Source organism: Paenibacillus agilis, assembly GCF_007786455.1.
In the GTDB taxonomy this organism is placed as follows: domain Bacteria; phylum Bacillota; class Bacilli; order Paenibacillales; family Paenibacillaceae; genus Paenibacillus_B; species Paenibacillus_B agilis.
Window position 1 is genome coordinate 1,532,324 of sequence record NZ_VNJK01000001.1, and the last position, 20,935, is coordinate 1,553,258.

Here is a 20,935-nt window from a genome sequence, read left to right on the forward strand (position 1 = left end):
TGGTATCCGGATTAAGGATGAAGGATTAAGATGATTCACGATGTGGAATCAAGAGATGTTCGTGCAGCGTTGGAACGAGGTGAACTTGATTCGTAAGTGAGCAATATTCAACATCGTCACTGAACCCTAGCTTGAGCAGGCGCTTGCCACTGGAGCATTGTCTTACTGCGTCATGGATATGACCCTTATGCTGCTTATATGCACTAAGGGCAAGCATGCCAAGGTCGTTCGTTACGATTGTTCCGGCACGGTGGTCAGACATCATCTCATGTAGTATCATCCCTGCGCAAAGTGCGTCTTCAAACGCAAAAGCGTCCTGGGTTCCTGTACAGAGCAAGGCGACGTTTCTTCGCAAGCTTAGTGCGAGTCGGGCACATGCGGATGCATTTAAAAATGCACCTGCAAGAACATGTTCGGCACGTACTGCCTTTTGTATTGCACGTGTACCGTTAGAGGTAGTAAGAACGATGCGTTTATTTAGACACCAGCTAGACGTATATTCATGTGGAGAATTGCCAAGGTCGAAACCGGCTATTTTTTTGCAAAATCGTTCTCCTCCTAGAACATCACCTTCTGCGTATTGCTGCCTCGCTTGACCGACCGTTTCTACAGGCAATACAGATGCGGCGCCATTTGCTAGTGCTGTAATGATCGTGCTTGTCGCCCGTAAAACGTCAATAACAATGACAGTGTGCTGATTAAGGTCTACTGCTCTCGCTTCACCGATACTAGCAATGACATCAACTTGTAACTGCATAAGCTTCCTCCTCTCCTTGCTATATGGGTGAAGGTGCTTGTACGTATTCAGCTGAAGGAACATATATTAACGATGTTGGCGATTTGAGTACACCTGTTGTTCATTAATTTTGTAAATGTAAATATCACTTGCATATAACATGCTCTCCCCACTCTATTTTTCTAAATGAAACCTGAATTCGTATTTCCAGTACCTAGCAAACATTGAAGCCTGTTTCTGAAATCATATGAAATTAAATAAGATCCATGCCTGCTGATAGGAGCGATTTGGAGCTTCCCCTCTTTTTGACTCATGCCGCGTGTGCATACACTGCCTCCGAATACAAGTTCAATATATGCGTTGTTCCAATGACAGGTGCCTATATGCATGGATAGATGACAGAAGAACAGGGCGGGCATGTGCCGCTATTGTGCTCGAAAAATAATACCACTCCATAAGCAAGTAGATGAGACAAGTCATAATTAGCAACAACGATCATACATATGGGAGTAAGCGGCCAAGCCTGCAGAACAGACCGAAACGCATGATCGACCTTTTGCAAATTCGCCTATCTCAAGAAGGGAGGACCATATGGCAGTAGCAACTGCTTCAGGATGGATTCATGTCTTGCCGCCTGCTCTTCGTTCCATTCTCGCCAACATTCCTGCTCAAGTGCTGAATGAACTGGAAGAAGTACGGATTCGAGAGGGTCGCCCGTTGGAAATTGGCTTCATGGGTGAGTATTATTTCGTTACGGCAGAAGGCATACTGACAAGTCAAATTCATGAGGCATATATACCTGTTCGCGAAGACGGTCACCAGTTGTTAGATGTATTGACCAATCACTCGCTATACACGATGGAAGAACAGCTTAGACGCGGCTATGTGACGATTGCAGGCGGACATCGGATAGGACTAGCTGGAAGAACGGTACTGACAAATGGAAAGGTTAGTCACCTGCGTGATATTGCAGGGTTTAATATTCGGATCGCTCGTGAGAAGCAGGGGATATCGACTAGTTTAATGCCGCTTTTACTAGACTTTAGACAGCAGTCTATTCACCACACACTCATCGTATCTCCGCCTCAACATGGCAAGACCACAATGCTTCGTGATATGGCTAGATCTATATCCGATGGACGGTGGAACCACCCAGATGTGAATTGGAGGGGGTTAAAGGTTGGCATCGTGGATGAGCGCTCGGAAATTGCTGGTTGTGTACGTGGTGTCCCCTGCTTTGACGTAGGAGCTAGAACGGACGTGCTTGATGGCTGCCCGAAAGCGGAAGGAATGATGATGCTTATCCGCTCGATGTCGCCAGATGTACTTGTCGTCGATGAGTTTGGCCGTGAAGAAGATGTATCGGCGATGAATGAAGCGATACATGCAGGTGTACGTGTAGTCGCATCGGCACACGGGGCAGATGTGAAGGAAATCGCACGCAGACCTGGCATTGGGCCGCTTGTTGAAGCTGGTATTTTTACTCGCATAGTCGTACTCAAAAGAGTAAGAAAGCAATGGACTCTTCGTGTCTATGACGAGAAGCAGCGAGCTCTGCAAACGCCTGTATCCCATCGTAGCGGAAGGGAGGGGGAAGCTCATTATTAAGTTGCTCGGAGCTGCTATAGTCATTACCGCAGCAGGTGCAATTGGGTGGATACAAGCCTCTCACTATGCGGCCCGCCCTCGTCAACTCAGACAGCTGCTGATTGCCCTTCAACGCTTAGAGACATCAGTCATGTATGGGCATACTCCACTTGATGAAGCTTGTGAACAACTGAGTGCGCAAGTGCCGCCCCCCCTGAACAAGCTGTTCGCAAAAGCGGCAGCAGGGATGCGTGCAAGGGATGGACATATTCAGACGGCCAAATCTGCCTGGCATGCAGCCCTTCAATCAGAAGCGCCGCACAGTGCCTTAAAGTCGCAAGATGTCCGTATTTTATATGATCTCGGCATGAGCCTCGGTATAAGTGACCGAGAAGATCAGCGCAATCATATCCGCCATGCAATGAAGCGAATAGAGCAAGAAGAAGCCAATGCAAGCGATGAAGCGGGGCGGTATGTAAGAATGTACCGGAGTATAGGTGTACTAAGTGGTATTTTAGCTGTCATTTTAATGTATTGAGGTGCCTGATTATGAATGTGGATGTGAGCGCGATATTTCAGATCGCCGGAATCGGCATCATCATTGCTATGATCCATACGGTCCTGAAGCAGATGGGCAAGGAGGATATGGCACATTGGGTCACAGTTATCGGATTTGTCGTCGTTCTATTTATGGTCGTTCGATTGCTGGATCATTTATTCCAAGAAATCAAAACCATTTTTTTATTTCAGTAGGTGATGTTGATGGAGATTGTGCAGATTGTCGGCCTTGGCCTTATTGCGGCCATACTCGTACTAGTCGTTAAAGAACAAAAGCCGATGTTTGCCTTTCTCATATCGGCTTTCGCTGGCATTGTCATCTTTTTATTCTTGATTGGCAAAATTGAGACAGTAATTGAAGTGCTCAATTCTTTGGCTGAACGTTCAGGCATCGAGCCTGTTTACGTGAAAACGATTTTGAAAATTATCGGAATTGCATATATTGCTGAATTTGGCGCTCAGGTGGTAAGAGATGCCGGTCAGGATGGAATTGCATCAAAGATTGAGTTGGCAGGCAAAGTATTGATTATCGTCATGGCCATTCCGATTATTAGCGTCATCATTGAAACCGTTATGAAGCTGCTGCCAGCTTGATGGAGGGAGAGGCTGTGAACGAGCTGTACGAGCGCACGACGAGATCTAACAAATTTATACCTTTATATGTATTCGTGCTCATCCTATCACTTCTCGCTTGTGTGTCTGGCGCTTATGCCTCTTCGGACTCTACAGCAAAGGAGGCAGTACTTTCCGCATCGGTACAAGCTGCTTCTGAAGGGACAAGCCCAGATTCGTCAACTACTGCGCCGGCAGCTGCCTCGACAGATAGCTGGATTAAAGAGCAGACAAAGCAGCTGCCAACAAGTGAGGTTGAGGGATATTGGCAGGAACTGTTGAACAAATACGGTGGTTTCTTTCCACGAGATTCACTGCCGAACTTTGCAGATCTGCTGCTCCCAGGTGGGGAAAAATTGACGATAAGCAATACGTTTAAGGCGTTAGGCAAGTTTCTCATGCAAGAAGTGATTACGAATGGAAAACTAATTGTTACTATCGTCATTCTTGCCGTATTTAGCATGGTGCTAGAAACGTTGCAAACTGCTTTCGAACGCAATACGGTTAGCAAAATTGCGTATTCCGTTTCCTACATGGTCATTATTATTTTGGCCATTAATAGCTTTAATGTGGCAATCGGTTATGCGAAAGATGCGATATCAGGCATGATCCATTTCATGATGGCTATGGTGCCGGTATTATTTACACTGCTTGCGTCATTAGGCAATGTTGTAACGGTATCCGTGCTGCATCCTCTTATCGTATTTATGATTCATTTGGTAGGCACGATTATTTACACAGTAGTCTTCCCAATGCTATTTTTCTCGGCAGTTCTGCATATCGTCAGTTCACTCACGGACAAGTATAAAGTGACTCAGCTCGCCAACCTTCTTAGAAACATCAGTGTAGGACTGCTAGGTATATTACTCACTGTATTTCTCGGTGTTATTTCTGTACAAGGAATAACCAGTTCGGTAACAGACGGGGTGGCGATACGTACCGCTAAATATATTACGGGCAATTTTGTACCTGTCGTGGGAAGGGTGTTCTCGGATGCGACAGATACCGTCATAACGGCTTCCTTGCTCGTGAAAAATGCAGTGGGACTTACTGGGGTCATTATCTTGTTGTTCCTTTGTGCATTTCCAGCATTGAAAATTCTAACGTTGGCGCTCATTTATAACGTGTCAGCTGCCATTATGCAGCCACTTGGCAATAGTCCAGTCGTCGGCTGTCTGCAAACGGTAGGAAAAAGCATGATTTATGTCTTTGCTGCGCTTGCAGCAGTAGGACTTATGTTCTTTTTAGCCATTACGATATTGCTGACAGCAGGTAATGTAACCGTGATGATGCGATGATAGCAAGTCCAAGGAGGAGGGGTGAGTATGAGCTGGCTCAGTGAATGGTTGAAAGAGATCATTATGCTTATTTTGCTGGCGGCTTTTGTCGACTTACTGCTGCCAAGCGCAAAAATGCAGCGGTATGTAAAGCTCATGCTCAGCCTGATCATTTTATTGGCTTTGCTCTCACCGATTATGAAGTTATTCGACAAAGATTTAGCGGAACAAGTGGCAGCTGAATGGGAGCAATCCAATCCTACAACGATTGCATTTGCTTCATTGACTAGTATTCAACGAGATGCCGCTCGTTTGCAGCACCAGCGTCAAATGAAGGTGAGCGAACTCGCAGAGTCTCAACTGGAGTCTCAAATGATAAAGCAGCTGAATGAATTGGCAGTAGGAACAAACGCGAGTCAGCGGGATGAATCCTTGCAAGCTGAAAGCGTTGCGATAGTGATTCCTACTGACGATTATGGTATTCAAGCAGAGATGGTCAGAGTGAAGCTGGGAGTGTCAGCACAACAAGCGGAGCCTTCGATACAATCGATTACAGTTTCTATGACATATAGCAATCAAACAGTCCCCCCTCTTTCGAAACAAAATGAAAAAACGGAAGGAATTATGCCAGTAGAACAGGTTCAGGCAGTTGATGTACAAGCTGAATCTATCGGTGATCGTGCATCTGATCAGAATAGGAAATCCACCGTTGAACACAATGTGGCGAAGATATGGGATAAGCGAATTATCGACATGCTTACTTCAAGCTGGCTTGTTAAACCAGAAGAGATACAAATTGAGTGGAAAAAAATATAGAAATAATGCGCCTTAACATGCTAAGAAATCGTAATTGATAGTCATATTTTTAGACAAGCAGCGTATAGGTGAAATAAGGACAAGATGGAGCACAACTATATCAGTTTAAGGAGGGTGGGTAGCGCTCATGGCGAAATGGCTGCAAAAAATTGAATCTATCCTTGGAAGCGGATCTAACGGACCGAAACGAGTGAAAGCATTTCGTTGGCTGCTCCTATTCGGTCTCGTCGGTGCGGCGCTCATCTTATTTAGCTCGTTCTCGAGTGGGCCTGGAACTAACAACTGGTTGATGGGCAGCTCAGGCAGAGAACCTCCTGCTGTGACAGGTGTGATGAGTGAACAGGAGCTAAATGACGGCCGAGCTTCTGCCGCAACGCCTGATCCCAATAATCCATTTGCAACGATTGAGCAATCATTTGAAGCTCGCATAAAAGCGGTCCTTGAAGAGATTGTTGGTGTCGATCAGGTGCAGGTGATGGTAACCGTCGATTCCACCGAAGAGTTAGTTATTCAGCGCAATATGAAGGATAGTCAACAAGTTACGGAAGAGACGGATGCGAATGGAGGCAAACGTCACGTCACGCAAACCTCTCGTGATGGTGAAATTGTGATGACTGAAACATCAGAGCGTCAGTCACCTATCGTGACAAAACGAGTGAAACCTAAAGTTAGAGGCGTTATCGTCGTTGCTAAAGGCGCTGAGAATGCCGTGGTGAATCAAATGATCGTAGATGCGGTGGAGAAAGGATTAAATGTGCCATCCCACCGGATATCGGTTGTGCCGCGCAAAATATCGGAGTAAGACGAGAACAGCGAGATGTTAATTAAAAGGAGGGTTTATGTTAATGAACACCAAACGACAAACAATCTGGTTAGTGTCAATGTTGAGCCTTATGGTCGTACTGTCTGCGTATTATTTGTTTACTGAGGAGCCTGCCAAACCTGACCCAGCAGCAGGAGTAGCTGCTGTGAATCAGGCAGCTGGAGAAGCTGGGACTGCTGTTGAGCAATTACCCAAGGTTGAAGTAACTCAAGTGGGAGGTACAGAAGTACAACCGAATGCAGAAGGAAAGGCGGATGGCGCATCTACATCTCCTGAAACACCTGGAACAAATGAACCAGTTGATGCTTCCACGACGAAGTCGGAAAGCCCAACACCATCGAACGAATCAGCAGCTAAAGATAGTAAGCAAACGCTCACAGAAGGTGACAAGGCCATTTTGGATCAGGTTGCTGCAGAAGGAGTTATGTCCCGCAGTACAATTGAACAAAAGGCAATGGAACGTTCAGAGCAGTATCAGCAGCAGCTAGAAAATATTTTAACGAAATTAAATGGTTCGAAAGTAAGCTCAGAAGAAATGACGAAGTTGTATGATGACATGGGGCGTCTAGAAGACAAGGAGCAAAAAATTACCGCTTTAGAGGCAGAACTGCAAAAAGATTATCCTAATGTTGTCATTAGTGAGGAAAACAACAATGTCAAAGTCATCGTACAAGCTGAGAAGATGGAAGCTAGACAAGCGGTTGATATTATTGACAAAATTATTAATGAGCTTCAAGTAACACAAGATAAAGTAAGTGTACAATACGTTACTGAATAATGTCTGTAATCTTGAAATTGAAAACAATGGTCAGCCCAGTTCCCGAAACTGGGCTCTTTCCATTTGGTTCGATTGTGTTATAATACATACGTCCATATTGATTGTCCATCTATTAGCGGTAATCCCTTAATGATACAACAGTCACGAGGAGTGAATGAATTGTTCAAAATAAGCGAGATTAAAGAACTCATTAAACTTGTGGATCAGACTTCTGTTCACGAGCTGGAAATTGAAAATGAAGGCTGTCGCATCGCGATTCGTAAGCCAGGCAAATCTGAGGTAGTTACGATTCAATCAGCTCCAGCAGCCCATACATATACGCCTGCACCTGTGCAGTCGCCGGTAGCTGCGGTAGAACAAGCTGTTCCTGTCAAGCAAGAGGCTGCACCAGCGGCTGTTGATAACACAGCGGGCCTTCACAAAATTGTGTCGCCGATGGTAGGTACGTTCTATTCTTCTCCGTCACCTGATGCTGATGCATTCGTTTCTGTAGGTTCCAAAGTGAGCGAAAAGACTGTCGTTTGCATTCTAGAAGCGATGAAGCTGATGAATGAGCTGGAGGCGGAAGTGAAGGGACAAATTGTAGAAGTTCTTGTGGAGAACGGTCAATTAGTCGAATTCGGACAGCCGCTATTCTTGGTAAAAGCGGAATAACGTTAGCTTATAATGCCCTAATGGCAGCCAAGTCAAGGAGGTTGAACGATGACATTTCACAAAGTGCTCGTCGCGAATCGCGGAGAAATAGCCGTGCGGATTATTCGCGCGTGCCGAGAGCTCGGAATTGCCAGTGTAGCGGTATATTCTGAAGCCGATCGAGATTCATTGCACGTTCGTTTGGCGGACGAGGCATATTGTATTGGCCCTACTGCGTCAAAGGATAGTTATTTGAACTTTACCAATTTGATGAGTGTTGCAACGCTAACCGAATGCGATGCTGTTCATCCGGGATATGGATTTTTAGCCGAGAACGCAGACTTTGCTGAGATTTGTGATTCTTGCGGGATTACGTTTATTGGCCCTTCTCCAAATGCGATTGAACGCATGGGTGATAAGGCCGTTGCTAAGCAGACAATGAAAGATGCCAATGTTCCGATTATTCCTGGATCAGATGGCTTAGTTGAAAATATGGACGATGCGATTATGATTGCCCGGGACATCGGCTATCCAGTTATTATTAAGGCTACAGCTGGTGGCGGAGGCAAAGGTATTCGTATTGCTGAAGATGAAGAATCACTAGTTAAGCAAATCACGAATGCACAGCAGGAAGCAGAGAAAGCTTTCGGTAATGCAGGCGTCTATTTAGAAAAGTTCCTAACGGGCATGAAGCACGTTGAGATTCAAATTGTTGCTGATAAGCACGGGAACGTTGTTCATCTTGGAGAACGTGATTGTTCGGTGCAGCGACGTCGTCAGAAGCTTGTCGAAGAGGCGCCTTGTCCAATCCTTACGCCAGAAATTCGTGAGAAAATGGGTGCCGCTGCGGTTCGTGCAGCGCTAGCTGTAAACTATTCGGGAGCAGGAACACTTGAGTTCTTGCTGGCACCTGACGGACAATTTTATTTCATGGAAATGAATACACGTATTCAAGTGGAACACCCTGTAACGGAAATGATCACTGGACTTGATATTATCAAGGAAATGATTATGGTCGCTCAAGGAGAACCGCTTTCCGTGAGACAAGAAGATATTCGTATTAACGGCTGGGCGATTGAGTGCCGTATTAACGCAGAAGATCCATCGCGTAACTTTATGCCTTCTGCCGGTAAGATTAACTTTTACTTGCCTCCTGGTGGCTTCGGTGTCCGTGTAGACAGCGCTGCTTATCCGGGATATGTAATTTCACCGCATTATGATTCGATGATTGCGAAGCTTATCGTATGGGGAACAACAAGAGAAGAAGCAATCGAGCGAATGAAGCGTGCGTTATCGGAATTTGCCATTGAAGGTATCCACACTACGATTCCGTTTCATAGTCGTCTCTTGCAGCACCCAACGTTTTTACGTGGTGATTTTGACATTAAGTTCTTAGAAGAGAATGAGGTATAATCGTTATTTCGTCGATTGTTTGTCATAAAAATGGACAAATGATATAGTTATGAGTAATAAGCGGACAGGGTAACGATTAACCTTGTGGGATGAATATGTGAGGAGTGGTGATGGATGAGTCAAGCAATTTCTGATTTTGAACGCACAGATTTGGGGAATATTCAAATTGCACCAGAAGTTATTGAAGTTATTGCAGGTCTTGCGACCATTGAAATAGAAGGTGTAGCTGGCATGAGCGGCGGGTTCGCAGGCGGTATTGCTGAGCTTCTAGGACGTAAAAACCTTTCTAAAGGTGTTAAGGTTGAGGTTGGTCAGCGTGAAGCAGCAGTGGATGTATCCATTATTGTAGAATATGGACATCGTATCCCTGAAGTTTCTGCTAGTATTCAAGCCAATGTGAAAAAATCGATCGAAATGATGACAGGTCTTCACGTTGTTGAAGTAAACGTGCATGTACATGATGTACACTTCAAGTCTCAAGAAAAGCAAGAAGAGATTGAAGCTCAGTCACGCGTTAAATAATGCTGCATGAGAGAACCCCCTCCTGATGGCAGGGGGTTTACCTGCAATTCAACAAGGAGGCAGTACGACACATGGGACGTATAGTAGACAGATTGCTATTGTTTGTGTACAGTTTGACGATCGGTACGTTGTCGGCAGCCGCAATCGTTGGCGCTAGTGGACTTTTGACGGATACATCTGAAGTTTATTTGGATTTGTCGCAACCAGCTTGGCTGCAATTGGCGATTATAATCGTTGCGGCAGTTGTGTTTCTTATTAGCTTGCGGATGTTTATTTTGTCTATCAAGCGTGATAGCTCGGCGATGACTTCCATTGATCAGCGTACTGAATTTGGTGATATTAAAATTTCACTAGAAACGATTGAGAACGTATCCTTGAAGGCAGCTGCTCGCGTGCGTGGTACAAAGGATCTGAAAGCTCGTATTCGTGCGATTGACTCAGGATTGGATATTACGATACGTGCTGTTGTAGATGGAGAAACTTCGATTCCGGAAATGACAGCTGAGGTTCAGCGTAATGTGAAAGAGTATGTTCAAGACATTACAGGTATACCTGTATCACTCGTATCTGTTTACGTGGCAAATATTGTTCAAACCCAGACTTTCAAAGCACGCGTTGAATAGGTGGTGAGCTTTCCGATGTGGGAACAGTTATGGGAGAGTCACAGTGGACGCATCATCGGTATTGTGGCAGGAATTGGGCTCGGAATAGTCTACTTGCTATCAGGATTTTGGGATATGCTGTTTGTTGCACTGCTCGTATTTACTTGTTACACCATAGGTAAAAATAAAGATTTGAATGTAGGTCCGATAATACCTTGGCAGCGTATTGCCGTATGGCTGTCTGACCGTTGGAGATGGTTGAAGTAGTCCTATGGACGCTCCGAACGACTGCGGAACTGTCGGTCAACCCGATGGGACGATCGGAGCGCGCATAGGATTTTTTTGTGGCGTGTGCCATAATACTTTAATCTCGATCTCAAGCCCAATACAATTGCAAGCAACATATGCAGGAGGAACTATCATGAAAAGACGTATTGCCAGAGAATTGGCTATTCAAAGTTTATATCAATTGGAAATGACCGGCGTTACAGCAATGCAAGCTGTAGAGATGGTTATTGACGAAGCTCAAACCGAAGATAATGAAATGGGTATTGAGACGAAGCATGTCGGTAAGCTGAAAAATGAAGTATTGGGTTGGGTAACAAGCACGTGGGAACATCGTGAAGAGCTTGATAAAGAGCTAGCTCGCTATTTGAAGGGTTGGCAAGTAGACCGTCTATCTCGTGTAGACCGTCAAGTGCTTCGCTTTGCATGCTATGAGTTATTGCATAAAGAAGATGTACCACCTAAGGTTGCTGTCAATGAGGCTGTTCTATTGGCAAAATACTTTGGTACTGACGAATCAGGAAAATTCGTAAATGGTGTACTAGGTCAAATGCTGCGCCAACGCGAAGGGGTAGAAGCGCAGGATTCAGAACAGAAATAATCGAGATAAGTGTTGCCTACCGTAATTTTACACAAGTTGCGTTAGGCATATTCGCTTTTTATGTATTGCTATATTTACATGTAGCTCTATATATATTTTTAAATTATATGATAAATAAGGTTGGGGGAGAGAGTAATGACAGCATCTTTGATGAACGGTAAGGCGGTAGCGCAAGCTATGCGGGAAGAAATGAAGCAAGAAGTTCAGAAATTGCAATCAGCGGGTGTACAGCCTGGATTAGCGGTTGTAATTGTAGGTGAAGATCCAGCATCACAAGTCTACGTGAACAGCAAACATAAGACCTGTCTAGAGCTGGGTTACTACTCTGAAGTGCATCGTTTGCCTGAAGATACAACACAAGAGCATTTGCTTGAGCTTGTAGGTACGTTGAATGCACAGTCAAATATTCATGGTATACTCGTTCAATTGCCACTTCCGAAGCATATTGAAGAGAAGGCTATCATTGATGCTATTGCCGTAGAAAAAGATGTTGATGGTTTCCATCCGATGAGCGTTGGTAACATGATAATTGGCGATGATTCTCTCCTTCCATGTACACCTGCTGGTGTTATAGAGCTGTTGAAACGTTATGATGTAGAGATTGCAGGTAAACATGCTGTCGTTATTGGAAGAAGCAACATTGTGGGTAAACCAGTGTCTTTATTGTTGCAGCGTGAACATGCAACGGTAACAATGTGTCACTCTCGTACTGCGAACATGAAAGAACTTACGAAGCAAGCTGATATTCTGGTTGTTGCTATTGGTAAAGCAAACTTTGTAGATCGTTCTTTTGTAAAGCCGGGAGCAGTTGTTATTGATGTTGGTGTAAATCGACTGGATAACGGCAAGCTAGCTGGTGATGTTCATTTTGATGATGTATCGGAGATTAGTTCCTTACTTACGCCTGTACCTGGTGGGGTAGGACCATTGACGATTACCATGCTGATGCAAAATACATTGAAGGCAGCTAAACGGATTCACAACCTTGGATAGTACGAACGAATATAATAATTAACGTTATTTATATAATTTATAGTCATGCTAATTATGCGTTGTAATGGATGAGAGGAGGTGCAATCGTCGCTGTGAGTGAAGAACGCATTTTAAGTATTAAAGATTTGAATAAATATATTCGGATGAAGCTGGACGGAGATACAACTTTGCAGGATGTATGGATTCGTGGGGAAATATCTAATTTTACTCATCATTCCAGCGGGCATATGTACTTCACTCTGAAGGATAAGGATAGTCGAATCCGCGCCATTATGTTCGCCTCTTATAACCAGAGACTCGCGTTCCGACCGAAGGAAGGCACGCGAGTCATCGCGAGAGGGCAAGTAACGGTATATGAACGAGATGGTCAGTACCAGTTCTACGCGCAGCAAATGCAGCCGGATGGTATCGGAAGCCTGTATTTAGCGTACGAGCAGCTGAAGCAGAAGCTTAACGAGGAAGGGCTGTTTGATCTTGAGCGTAAGCAGCCATTACCGAAATTTCCTAGAGCAGTTGGGGTTGTAACGTCGGCAACAGGAGCTGCTGTTCGGGATATAATCACGACGATCCAACGCAGACAGCCTGGTGTGCCCATCTTGTTGTACCCTGTACTTGTACAAGGTCAGCAAGCGGCACCTTCCATTGTTCAGGCGATTGAATCTTTTAACCGTTATGGTGAGGTCGATCTACTTATCGTTGGTCGTGGAGGCGGTTCACTCGAAGAGCTGTGGGCTTTTAACGAAGAAATTGTGGCTCGAGCAATCGCTGCTTCATCGATTCCAATTATATCTGCAGTTGGGCACGAGACGGACTTTACAATCGCTGATTTCGTGGCGGATATGCGTGCACCTACACCTACTGCTGCTGCGGAATTAGCTGTTATGCATCAGGATGATCTGCGACAGCATTTGAACCATATGGCACGTCGGCTGGAGCAGGCGGCTATTCGTACGGTTCACGTTCAGCAGGAACGATTGCTAAGAGTTCAGCAATCCTCGGTTATGCGCAAGCCAAAGCAAACCATAGAACAGCATCGGGAACGGTTATTCATTCAGCAAGAAAGGCTTCGACATCGTGGCCAGCTCGTGCTGGATAAAGCGAGCCAAAGGCTTCAGCGTTGGACAGGCCGTTTACGTGAGCAAAGCCCAAGGCATCAAGCTAAATTCGCTCGTTCTCAACTTGGCGTACAATCCAAACACTTACGTAATGCGATGGCTGTCTTGTCACAACGACATGCGCAGCAGCTGCACGGTACAATTAGGCAATTGGATGCGTTAAGCCCACTCAAAGTAATGTCTCGAGGGTATAGTCTCGTTTATGATGAGCAGGAAAAAAAGCTCATTCGAAAGATGGAAGACGTTCAGCTCGGTGATATTGTAAAAGTGAATGTAACGGACGGACAATTGGACTGCCAAGTGTGGTCGATGAAAGGGAGGGACGCTCATGAGTAATATAGAAGAGCAGCATCAAGCATTAAGTTTTGAAGCAGCTATGGAGCGGCTTGAGCAAATCGTCAATCAATTGGAAAGCGGGGACGTACCGTTGGAACAAGCGATTGAACTATTCCAAGAAGGTATGCATTTGTCTAAAACCTGCTCTTCCAAGCTAGAACAAGTGGAACGCCGTATTGAAGTGTTAACCGAACAGCATGGAGAATGGGACAGACAGCCGTTCCAAGCGGAAGCGGGTGAAGGAAGTGAGTAATCCTAACGGTGAACTCTCTTTTGAACAGTATTTGAAAAGTAACGTTCAGGAAGTCGAACAAGCGCTTCCTGGATACGTTCCTGCAAATTGGGACATCCCTAGCTCACTTCGTGAATCATTTTTGTACTCACTAATGGCTGGAGGAAAACGTCTAAGACCGATATTGGTGCTTGCAGCCGCTGAAAGTGTAGGAGGTCAAGCAGAAACTGCGCTTCCAGCAGCATGCGCAATTGAGATGATACATACCTACTCGCTTGTACATGACGATTTGCCAGCCATGGATAACGATGATTTTAGACGTGGCAAACCAACGAACCATAAGCTGTATGGCGAAGCAATGGCTATATTGGCAGGGGATGCACTACTGACCCATGCTTTCTATACCGTTGTTCAAGCTTCTAGAAAGCATGGAGCTTCTGCAGAAGCGGTGCTTACTGTAGTTGAAGAGCTGGCACAATATGCTGGTCTCTCAGGTATGGTGGGCGGGCAAGCGGCAGATATGCTTGGTGAGCAAGGTCAAACAACGCTGGAGCAGCTTCAGTATATCCATGAACATAAAACTGGGGATCTCATTGTTGCCTCATTACGTGCTGGTGGGCATATCGCTGGAGCTAATGCGGAACAGATAGAGGCCTTGACAACGTTTGGCAGAAAAATCGGCATGGCCTTCCAAATTCAAGACGATGTTCTTGATGTCGAAGGTGAGCAAGCTATGATAGGTAAACCAGTAGGTAGTGATGAGAAGAGTGGAAAGGTAACATTCCCGTATTTTATGGGCATGGATGCATCTAAGCGTGAAATTGAGCAATTGACTTGCGAAGCTAAGGAAGCGCTCACAGCTGGATCGATTCCTTACCCAGAACGGTTATTACAACTTGCTGATTACCTCATGAAACGAAACCATTAAGTACATGATTCGTAATACTCTATGTTATAATCATGTACAAATGTGTGCTTGCCGTTCTTAAAAGTTAAGGGATGGTAATGATAATTTTAGTCTTACAGTAAACATTCCGTACAATTGAGCGTTGGTATTTCGCCGGATTATATGCTGAGTTCCTACATGCATGATTGCAGCGTCGAGGTGGGGAATTAGCAACTGAGCAATCAGCTTGGCGTAAGCTGCTCGTATGATGCGGAATGTTTTTTGATAGTTGAGCCGAGTACAGGTTATTATTAGTTATAAATAGATACATGCTAATAAATGAGTAAGCTGTTCATGTACTATGGTTCTAATCAACGAAAGCGAGGGAAATCCCGTGCTGCTCGAACAAATCAACCAACCGAGTGATCTGAAACAATTAAAGGTCGAACAGTTGCCACAGCTGGCAGCAGATATTCGTCAATTTCTGATCGAGAAACTATCAGTAACTGGCGGTCATTTAGCTCCCAACTTAGGCGTCGTTGAGCTTACGATCGTGATGCATTACTTATATAACAGTCCGAAAGACAAATTTATTTTTGACGTCGGACATCAAGCTTATGTCCATAAAATATTGACAAATCGTAAAGATCGTTTCGATACCTTGAGAAAACATAAAGGTTTGTGCGGTTTTGTGAAACGTGCTGAAAGTGAGCATGATGTATGGGAAGCGGGACATAGTAGTACATCATTGTCTGCGGCTGCAGGAATGGCAAAAGCTCGCGACTATAAGAATGAAGACAATCAAGTTCTTGCTGTTATTGGAGATGGAGCGTTAACAGGAGGAATGGCATTTGAAGCCTTAAACCATATTGGTCATGAGAAGACAAAAATGATCGTCGTGTTAAATGACAATGAAATGTCTATCGCACCTAATGTAGGTGCCATGCATCAATATTTGGGCAAGATTCGTTCAGATCGCACTTATGCGAAGCTGAAGGATGAAGTCGAATATTTACTAAAGAAAATTCCTGCGATCGGCGGTAAGCTAGCAAAGACAGCCGAGCGCGTTAAAGATGGTTTGAAATATTTAGTGGTGTCAGGTGTCTTGTTTGAAGAGCTTGGCTTTACCTATTTGGGACCTGTTGATGGTCACGATATTCCTAAGCTGATTGAGCTATTTGAACAAGCGAATAAGATTGAAGGGCCAGTGCTTGTTCATGTGATTACACGCAAAGGAAAAGGGTACTCGCCCGCTGAAGCAGATTCACATAAATGGCATGGCATTACACCTTATAAGATGGAATCTGGTCAAGTTGTGAAGTCTGCAGGCAACCCGATGTATACAGAAGTTTTCGGCAACGCGCTTATTGAACTTGCTGAGCAAGATGAGCGCATCGTTGCAGTTACACCTGCAATGCCTGGTGGTTCTGGACTGCTGAAATTTGCTGATCGCTTCCCTGGAAGAATGGTCGACGTAGGAATAGCGGAGCAGCATGCAGCTACATTCTGTGCTGCGTTGGCTATGGAAGGCATGAAGCCTGTCTATGCGGTATATTCTACTTTCTTGCAACGTGCTTATGATCAAGTGCTGCATGATATTTGCCGTCAACATGCGAACGTTGTATTTGCTATCGATCGTGCTGGATTCGTAGGACCTGATGGTGAAACCCATCATGGTGTATATGATATTGCGTATCTGCGTCATCTGCCGAACATCGTTCTTATGATGCCTAAAGATGAAAATGAACTTCGCAATATGATGAAGACTGCCGTTGATTATAATGATGGTCCGATTGCGATTCGTTATCCGCGTATTAACGTCCCAGGCGTTGAAATAGATGATGTGATGAAGCCAATCCCGCTTGGTACATGGGAAACTGTGCGCGAAGGCGACTCTGCAGTCGTTCTTGCGATAGGTCCGATGATCCAAGCAGCTGAAGAGGCTGCTGAATTATTGAAGCGTGAGGGCGTGAACCTTCGCATCATTAATGCTCGCTTCATTAAGCCGATGGATGAAGAAATGCTGTTAAGTTTGGCTAAAGAGCAATTGCCGATGTTTGTGATGGAAGAAGGTACTGTACGCGGCGGATTTGGCAGCGCGGTGCTGGAATTCTACGCTGAACGTCACATTTTTGATCAAACCATTGTGCCAATTGGTGTGCCTGATGCCTTTATTGAGCATGGCAGCATTCAACAGCAGCGTGAAGAGGTAGGTTTGACGGGAGAGCACCTAGCTAGTGAAGTGAAGCGGTTGCTGATCGCGCGTAGCGATAATCGTCTTACACGGGCATAAAAGAATTAGGAGATGAAGCATGTCTACACCGAAAGAGCGCATTGACATTTTGCTCGTTGAGCAAGCCTACTACGAAAGCCGTGAGAAAGCGAAAGCGGCGATTATGGCAGGTCTCGTCATTGCGGACGGAGAACGGATAGAAAAAGCAGGAATGAAAGTTCCGCGTGCAGCCTCCATTACGGTTAAAGGAGCACCTCACCCTTACGTAAGCCGTGGGGGGCTGAAGCTGGAGAAAGCGATTAAACAATTCGACTTGCAGCTTGAAGGTGTGACCATGATAGATATTGGTGCATCAACGGGTGGGTTTACTGATTGTGCTCTGCAGAATGGTGCTGAACGTGTGTATGCCATCGATGTAGGTTACAATCAATTGGATTGGTCACTCCGGAATGATGAGCGTGTAATTGTCATGGAGCGAACGAACTTCCGTTATGTCGAGGCTGAGCATTTGGATGGACCTAGACCTAATATCGCAACGATTGATGTATCTTTCATTTCGTTAAAGCTGATCTTGCCGCCATTGAAGGCGCTGCTGCAAAAACCGGGCCAGGTTATTGCACTCATTAAACCACAGTTTGAAGCGGGTAGAGAGAAGGTTGGCAAGTCTGGTGTTGTGCGGGATCCTCGTACTCATGAAGAGGTGCTGAGGGAAGTGTTGGATTTCGCACGTGAACTCGGATTTGTTCTTGAAGGTGTAACTTATTCTCCGATTACAGGGGGAGAAGGGAACATCGAGTTCCTTGCTTATTGGACGGTACCAGACCCAGCAGAACAACTGGAGCAGCCGAACGTATCACGTGAGCTAATTCATGATTTAGTTAAGGAAGCCAACACGCAATTCCGATCTGTATAATGGACCTATAGCGACTTGAATGAAACTCATCCGGCTAGGAACGGTCCTACGGGTGAGTTTCTTTTGCGAGTAAGTCCTTTTATAAGGAGGCTTATGAATGCTCGGTGATTCCTTTGTTCTCGTCATTATTATTGTGGGCCTTGTAGTATGGGGACTAGTTGCTGCGTATCGGTATTGGAATCGAGAAGAGCCGATGGAGCAGCTATATATTAGTGAGCATATGGTACACGATGAAGAAGTGGAGACATTGTTGGAAAGGGAAGGATATGACGTCGTAGGCGGCAAATTCTATGTTCCACTCTATATCCAAATGGACAACCAGGATGAGCAGATGAGTCGGATATGGGTTGACTTGATCGTTACGAAGCACAACAATTGGTATGTAGTCCGGTTAGTACGTGAGCGGATGCAGTTGGATTGGACGACAAATGGCGTTCGCAAATTATGGCTAAGCTATAAGATCGCTTTTCCCGATTGTGAAGGGCTGTTAATTGTCAATCAAGCGGACCGTTCTGTTAAGCTTATTCGTATGCACGTAGGAGAACCGATTGCATCTGGCGAATAAACATACATCAAGATGTTTGAATACAAGGTGGAGGGTCTTTTTTATGAAAGGTCAACGACATATTAAAATTAGAGAAATCGTAATGAATAATGATATCGAAACACAGGACGAGCTTGTGGATTCTTTGCGTAAAGCAGGTTTTCAAGTCACACAGGCTACTGTGTCTCGTGATATGAAGGAACTGCATCTCATTAAAGTTCCGATGGATAATGGACGCTATAAATATTCACTCCCGATCGATCAGCGTTTTAATCCAGCTCAAAAGTTGAAGCGAGCCTTGCTGGATAATTTCGTTAGCATCGATTTCGCTGAAAATCTTGTCGTCATGAAATGTTTGCCGGGCACTTCAAATGCGATTGCAGTATTGATGGATTCCATTGAATGGCCGGATATTTTAGGGACAGTATGTGGAGACGATACGATTCTTATTGTTGCTCGCTCTAAAGACAGCAGCAAAAAAGTAATTGATCAAGTGATGAGCTATATTTCATAATATCATTGCACAGAAGCTAATATTTTAGGATTTAGAACTCAAGATGACGGCTGATCTTAAAATAGGCTTGTGGCTTGTTAGGTTCAGGAGGAGATGTTGGATGTTAGTTGCTATGTCTATTCGCAATTTGGCCGTTATTGAGTATGTACAGCTGCAGTTCCATCAAGGATTTCATGTGCTGACAGGGGAAACAGGTGCAGGTAAATCAATTATTATTGATGCGCTGGGGCTCACTGCTGGAGGCAGAGGTTCTGCTGACTTCGTACGATATGGCTGTGAGCGTGCTGAGGTCGAAGCCTCCTTCGATCTTCCTTCTGATCACCCAACTTGGGGGATAATTGAGAAACTTGGCATTCACGCTTCACGAGAGGAAATGTTAATTATTCGTCGTGAGCTGACGGCTCAAGGGAAGAGTTATGCTCGAATCAACGGGCAAATGGTTAATTTAAGTATGCTTCGTGAAGTCGGAGACCAATTGATTAATATACATGGACAGCATGAGCATCAATCTTTGCTTAAGGTAGAGAAGCATATCGAATGGCTGGATGCTTATGGCGGTGAATCATTAGCTCAAATTAAATCACGTTATCGTGAACAGTATCGTGCATATAGAACGTTGCATCGTGAAGCCGAACAGCTTCGTCAAACTAGCCAAGAAACGTATCGGATGCTTGATTTATATCGATTCCAGATCGAAGAACTGTCAGCTGCGAAGTTGAAATTGGGCGAAGATGAAACATTAGCAGATGAAAAGGGCAAACTAGCCAATGCGGAAAAGCTCATGGACAGTGTTAATCGAGCTTATGAGCATTTATATGGTCAGGGCGCGATGGATGCAGTCACGTTGGCGGTGGACAAGCTGGAACAGATTGTTCATGTAGATCCGGAGAAATTCCAGCCCATTGTAGAACATTTGCAAAATGCTTTTTACCAATTGGAGGATGCTTCTTTTCAGCTGCGTGATTACCGTGAACAGATTGAATTCAATCCCGCACGGTTGGAGCAAATTGAAGAGAGACTTGATCTGTTAACTTCATTGAAGCGTAAATATGGTTCTACGGTTGAAGATATGACGCAATACTTAGAAAAGATTACGGATGAAGCAGACAAGCTTGAAAACAAGGATGAGCGTTTAGAAAAGCTGGATGCTGAGCTTGCGAAGCAGCTTGTACTTGTTGTAAAGGAAGCGAAGCTGTTGAGTGAGCAGCGGCGATTACTTGCGGATCAGCTTACGAAGCGGATTGAAGCAGAGCTTAAACATTTACATATGGAACGTACTCGTATGGGAGTTCGTATGGAACGACTACAGGATAATAACGGACCAGAAGTAGACGGTATTGGTACGAGACTGACCCAGCACGGCTGGGATGATGTTGAGTTTCTGATTACACCGAATCCAGGTGAGCCGCTTAGACCACTGCACAAGATTGCATCTGGTGGTGAGCTATCACGTATTATGCTTGCTTTGAAAGCGATTTTTTCGGAATTGGATCGCATTCCAGTACTTATATTTGATGAGGTGGACACAGGTGTTAGCGGACGCGCAGCACAAGCCATTGCCGAGAAATTGGTCGAGGTAGCTGCGAATGGGCAAGTATTTGCAATTACTCATTTGCCACAAGTCGCTTGTATGGCCGATCATCAATATTATATTGAGAAACAAGTTGAAAATGAACGTACTGCTACACGGGTTACAGCGTTAAATGAAGAGGGCCGAATCCAGGAATTGGCGCGTATGCTTGGTGGTGTTGAAGTCACTGAGAAAACCATACATCATGCACAAGAAATGCTAAAGTTGGCTGAACGACAAAAAGGGGCGTAAATCAAGGTAAGGAATCATTTTCACTCATAAAAGGTAAGGGTCGGGGTTAACTTAATGTTACTGATTAGGGGCTGCCATCGACGACGGTATGCTTCGAATTGCTA

Annotated in this window: 24 protein-coding genes; 23 read left to right on the forward strand and 1 reads right to left on the reverse strand. The window is 44.9% G+C overall.

The features are described 5' to 3' along the window. Positions 1 to 25: 25 nt before the first annotated feature. Positions 26 to 757, reverse strand: coding sequence for a 2-phosphosulfolactate phosphatase (locus FPZ44_RS06785; protein ID WP_144988583.1), 732 nt, complete (start codon positions 755 to 757; stop codon positions 26 to 28). Positions 758 to 1,327: 570 nt separating this feature from the next. Here FPZ44_RS06785 and spoIIIAA point away from each other — a divergent pair. From spoIIIAA to recN, 23 genes are all read left to right on the forward strand, one after another. Next, a complete protein-coding gene (gene spoIIIAA, locus FPZ44_RS06790; protein WP_144988585.1) occupies positions 1,328 to 2,344 on the forward strand; it encodes a stage III sporulation protein AA in 1,017 nt (338 codons plus the stop codon). Between the two features lies 1 nt (position 2,345). Continuing rightward, positions 2,346 to 2,861 (forward strand): stage III sporulation protein SpoIIIAB, encoded by a 516-nt coding sequence (spoIIIAB, locus tag FPZ44_RS06795; protein WP_261378231.1) that lies wholly within the window; start codon positions 2,346 to 2,348, stop codon positions 2,859 to 2,861. A gap of 11 nt (positions 2,862 to 2,872) precedes the next feature. Continuing rightward, positions 2,873 to 3,076: a stage III sporulation protein AC gene (spoIIIAC, locus tag FPZ44_RS06800; RefSeq protein ID WP_005546700.1), complete on the forward strand. Its 204-nt coding sequence runs from the start codon at positions 2,873 to 2,875 to the stop codon at positions 3,074 to 3,076. A gap of 9 nt (positions 3,077 to 3,085) precedes the next feature. After that, positions 3,086 to 3,475 (forward strand): stage III sporulation protein AD, encoded by a 390-nt coding sequence (spoIIIAD, locus tag FPZ44_RS06805; RefSeq protein ID WP_144988589.1) that lies wholly within the window; start codon positions 3,086 to 3,088, stop codon positions 3,473 to 3,475. 23 nt (positions 3,476 to 3,498) lie between these two features. Then, positions 3,499 to 4,791: a stage III sporulation protein AE gene (spoIIIAE, locus tag FPZ44_RS06810; RefSeq protein ID WP_261378369.1), complete on the forward strand. Its 1,293-nt coding sequence runs from the start codon at positions 3,499 to 3,501 to the stop codon at positions 4,789 to 4,791. A gap of 27 nt (positions 4,792 to 4,818) precedes the next feature. Then, positions 4,819 to 5,586: a stage III sporulation protein AF gene (spoIIIAF, locus tag FPZ44_RS06815; RefSeq protein WP_144988591.1), complete on the forward strand. Its 768-nt coding sequence runs from the start codon at positions 4,819 to 4,821 to the stop codon at positions 5,584 to 5,586. A 127-nt stretch (positions 5,587 to 5,713) separates the two neighbouring features. After that, positions 5,714 to 6,388, forward strand: coding sequence for a stage III sporulation protein AG (gene spoIIIAG / locus FPZ44_RS06820; RefSeq protein ID WP_144988593.1), 675 nt, complete (start codon positions 5,714 to 5,716; stop codon positions 6,386 to 6,388). A gap of 43 nt (positions 6,389 to 6,431) precedes the next feature. Then, entirely contained in the window at positions 6,432 to 7,187 is a 756-nt protein-coding gene (locus FPZ44_RS06825; RefSeq protein WP_144988595.1) for a SpoIIIAH-like family protein, read from the forward strand. A gap of 159 nt (positions 7,188 to 7,346) precedes the next feature. Continuing rightward, positions 7,347 to 7,841, forward strand: coding sequence for an acetyl-CoA carboxylase biotin carboxyl carrier protein (gene accB, locus FPZ44_RS06830; RefSeq protein WP_144988597.1), 495 nt, complete (start codon positions 7,347 to 7,349; stop codon positions 7,839 to 7,841). Positions 7,842 to 7,889: 48 nt separating this feature from the next. Beyond that, positions 7,890 to 9,233 carry an acetyl-CoA carboxylase biotin carboxylase subunit gene (accC, locus tag FPZ44_RS06835; RefSeq protein ID WP_144988599.1) on the forward strand — a complete coding sequence of 448 codons (1,344 nt, stop codon included), beginning with the start codon at positions 7,890 to 7,892 and terminating at the stop codon, positions 9,231 to 9,233. Between the two features lie 114 nt (positions 9,234 to 9,347). Continuing rightward, positions 9,348 to 9,755, forward strand: coding sequence for an Asp23/Gls24 family envelope stress response protein (locus FPZ44_RS06840; RefSeq protein ID WP_144988601.1), 408 nt, complete (start codon positions 9,348 to 9,350; stop codon positions 9,753 to 9,755). A 71-nt stretch (positions 9,756 to 9,826) separates the two neighbouring features. Further along, positions 9,827 to 10,378, forward strand: a complete 552-nt coding sequence (gene amaP / locus FPZ44_RS06845; protein ID WP_144988603.1) for an alkaline shock response membrane anchor protein AmaP — start codon at positions 9,827 to 9,829, stop codon at positions 10,376 to 10,378. A gap of 15 nt (positions 10,379 to 10,393) precedes the next feature. Beyond that, positions 10,394 to 10,624 (forward strand): DUF2273 domain-containing protein, encoded by a 231-nt coding sequence (locus tag FPZ44_RS06850; RefSeq protein WP_144988605.1) that lies wholly within the window; start codon positions 10,394 to 10,396, stop codon positions 10,622 to 10,624. A 154-nt stretch (positions 10,625 to 10,778) separates the two neighbouring features. Beyond that, entirely contained in the window at positions 10,779 to 11,243 is a 465-nt protein-coding gene (nusB, locus tag FPZ44_RS06855; protein ID WP_144988607.1) for a transcription antitermination factor NusB, read from the forward strand. A 135-nt stretch (positions 11,244 to 11,378) separates the two neighbouring features. Further along, entirely contained in the window at positions 11,379 to 12,236 is an 858-nt protein-coding gene (folD, locus tag FPZ44_RS06860) for a bifunctional methylenetetrahydrofolate dehydrogenase/methenyltetrahydrofolate cyclohydrolase FolD (RefSeq protein WP_144988608.1), read from the forward strand. A 68-nt stretch (positions 12,237 to 12,304) separates the two neighbouring features. Further along, positions 12,305 to 13,687: an exodeoxyribonuclease VII large subunit gene (xseA, locus tag FPZ44_RS06865; RefSeq protein WP_186785941.1), complete on the forward strand. Its 1,383-nt coding sequence runs from the start codon at positions 12,305 to 12,307 to the stop codon at positions 13,685 to 13,687. Then, a complete protein-coding gene (gene xseB / locus FPZ44_RS06870) occupies positions 13,680 to 13,940 on the forward strand; it encodes an exodeoxyribonuclease VII small subunit (protein ID WP_144988612.1) in 261 nt (86 codons plus the stop codon). The genes xseA and xseB overlap by 8 nt, the downstream gene beginning before the upstream one ends. Further along, the gene (locus FPZ44_RS06875; protein WP_261378232.1) at positions 13,933 to 14,847 is read left to right on the forward strand and encodes a polyprenyl synthetase family protein; all 915 of its coding nucleotides are present in this window, start codon (positions 13,933 to 13,935) and stop codon (positions 14,845 to 14,847) included. The genes xseB and FPZ44_RS06875 overlap by 8 nt, the downstream gene beginning before the upstream one ends. 319 nt (positions 14,848 to 15,166) lie before the next feature. After that, positions 15,167 to 17,098, forward strand: coding sequence for a 1-deoxy-D-xylulose-5-phosphate synthase (gene dxs, locus FPZ44_RS06880; RefSeq protein ID WP_261378233.1), 1,932 nt, complete (start codon positions 15,167 to 15,169; stop codon positions 17,096 to 17,098). Between the two features lie 19 nt (positions 17,099 to 17,117). After that, positions 17,118 to 17,951 carry a TlyA family RNA methyltransferase gene (locus tag FPZ44_RS06885; protein ID WP_144988616.1) on the forward strand — a complete coding sequence of 278 codons (834 nt, stop codon included), beginning with the start codon at positions 17,118 to 17,120 and terminating at the stop codon, positions 17,949 to 17,951. Between the two features lie 97 nt (positions 17,952 to 18,048). Beyond that, the gene (locus tag FPZ44_RS06890; RefSeq protein ID WP_144988618.1) at positions 18,049 to 18,516 is read left to right on the forward strand and encodes a DNA-binding protein; all 468 of its coding nucleotides are present in this window, start codon (positions 18,049 to 18,051) and stop codon (positions 18,514 to 18,516) included. Between the two features lie 43 nt (positions 18,517 to 18,559). Continuing rightward, positions 18,560 to 19,009, forward strand: a complete 450-nt coding sequence (gene ahrC, locus FPZ44_RS06895; protein WP_144988620.1) for a transcriptional regulator AhrC/ArgR — start codon at positions 18,560 to 18,562, stop codon at positions 19,007 to 19,009. Positions 19,010 to 19,109: 100 nt separating this feature from the next. Further along, positions 19,110 to 20,831: a DNA repair protein RecN gene (gene recN, locus FPZ44_RS06900; RefSeq protein ID WP_144988622.1), complete on the forward strand. Its 1,722-nt coding sequence runs from the start codon at positions 19,110 to 19,112 to the stop codon at positions 20,829 to 20,831. Positions 20,832 to 20,935: the final 104 nt, after the last annotated feature.

Coding starts and splice junctions, on each gene's coding strand:
- FPZ44_RS06785 (WP_144988583.1), bottom strand. CDS start 757: ATGCAGTTACAAGTTGATGTCATTGCTAGTATCGGTGAAGCGAGAGCA.
- spoIIIAA (WP_144988585.1), top strand. CDS start 1,328: ATGGCAGTAGCAACTGCTTCAGGATGGATTCATGTCTTGCCGCCTGCT.
- spoIIIAC (WP_005546700.1), top strand. CDS start 2,873: ATGAATGTGGATGTGAGCGCGATATTTCAGATCGCCGGAATCGGCATC.
- spoIIIAD (WP_144988589.1), top strand. CDS start 3,086: ATGGAGATTGTGCAGATTGTCGGCCTTGGCCTTATTGCGGCCATACTC.
- spoIIIAF (WP_144988591.1), top strand. CDS start 4,819: ATGAGCTGGCTCAGTGAATGGTTGAAAGAGATCATTATGCTTATTTTG.
- spoIIIAG (WP_144988593.1), top strand. CDS start 5,714: ATGGCGAAATGGCTGCAAAAAATTGAATCTATCCTTGGAAGCGGATCT.
- FPZ44_RS06825 (WP_144988595.1), top strand. CDS start 6,432: ATGAACACCAAACGACAAACAATCTGGTTAGTGTCAATGTTGAGCCTT.
- accC (WP_144988599.1), top strand. CDS start 7,890: ATGACATTTCACAAAGTGCTCGTCGCGAATCGCGGAGAAATAGCCGTG.
- FPZ44_RS06840 (WP_144988601.1), top strand. CDS start 9,348: ATGAGTCAAGCAATTTCTGATTTTGAACGCACAGATTTGGGGAATATT.
- amaP (WP_144988603.1), top strand. CDS start 9,827: ATGGGACGTATAGTAGACAGATTGCTATTGTTTGTGTACAGTTTGACG.
- FPZ44_RS06850 (WP_144988605.1), top strand. CDS start 10,394: ATGTGGGAACAGTTATGGGAGAGTCACAGTGGACGCATCATCGGTATT.
- nusB (WP_144988607.1), top strand. CDS start 10,779: ATGAAAAGACGTATTGCCAGAGAATTGGCTATTCAAAGTTTATATCAA.
- folD (WP_144988608.1), top strand. CDS start 11,379: ATGACAGCATCTTTGATGAACGGTAAGGCGGTAGCGCAAGCTATGCGG.
- xseA (WP_186785941.1), top strand. CDS start 12,305: ATGAGAGGAGGTGCAATCGTCGCTGTGAGTGAAGAACGCATTTTAAGT.
- xseB (WP_144988612.1), top strand. CDS start 13,680: ATGAGTAATATAGAAGAGCAGCATCAAGCATTAAGTTTTGAAGCAGCT.
- dxs (WP_261378233.1), top strand. CDS start 15,167: ATGGTTCTAATCAACGAAAGCGAGGGAAATCCCGTGCTGCTCGAACAA.
- FPZ44_RS06885 (WP_144988616.1), top strand. CDS start 17,118: ATGTCTACACCGAAAGAGCGCATTGACATTTTGCTCGTTGAGCAAGCC.
- FPZ44_RS06890 (WP_144988618.1), top strand. CDS start 18,049: ATGCTCGGTGATTCCTTTGTTCTCGTCATTATTATTGTGGGCCTTGTA.
- ahrC (WP_144988620.1), top strand. CDS start 18,560: ATGAAAGGTCAACGACATATTAAAATTAGAGAAATCGTAATGAATAAT.
- recN (WP_144988622.1), top strand. CDS start 19,110: ATGTTAGTTGCTATGTCTATTCGCAATTTGGCCGTTATTGAGTATGTA.